Origin of the sequence: Clostridium boliviensis, assembly GCF_033342255.1 — a bacterium.
GTDB classification, from domain to species: domain Bacteria; phylum Bacillota; class Clostridia; order Lachnospirales; family Lachnospiraceae; genus Lacrimispora; species Lacrimispora boliviensis.
In genome coordinates this window covers 1-463 of the sequence record NZ_JAWONS010000014.1, presented here as the reverse complement: position 1 = coordinate 463, position 463 = coordinate 1, and the positions used below count along the sequence as shown (strand labels likewise).

The 463-nt window shown below is 59.4% G+C and carries 1 protein-coding gene; it reads left to right on the top strand.

The window, feature by feature from the left end; genetic code table 11:
- Positions 1-24: 24 nt before the first annotated feature.
- Positions 25-463, top strand: a 439-nt coding sequence (gene amaP / locus RZO55_RS00885; RefSeq protein WP_318062419.1) for an alkaline shock response membrane anchor protein AmaP, incomplete at its 3' end; no start/stop codon positions are given.

The window sequence follows — 463 nt, the reverse complement described above, 5'->3', positions numbered from 1 at the left end:
ATGTTTTCGGAAGGGGGAGGAGAAATGGGTCTGTTCGATAGACTCCTCCTGATTCTTCACAGCCTGGTTGTTGCGGTCCTGTCCGCGATGGTCGCCCTGGCCGGAACAGGGGCTGCCTCCCTGGGATGGGTTTGGGAAAGCGTGTATCTACGTTGGACCGTGGCGGGTCTCGCCCTGTTCCTCTTTTTCTTGAGCCTCCGTCTGTTGTTTTCGGCCATGCGGCGGCCAAGGGACGGCGGGGTGGACCGCTTGACGGAGTTCGGCTATATCCGCATCTCCCTGGAAACGCTGGAGAGCATCGCGTCGAGAGCGGCCCGCGGGGTCAAGGGAATTCGGGATTTGACGGCCCGGGTCCATTTTTCCAGCGATTCGCCCTCGTCCGTCGGTATCGGCCTAAAAATCACGGTAGACGGGGAGACGCCGATTCAAACCCTTTCTGAAGAGCTGCAACGGACTGTGAAAG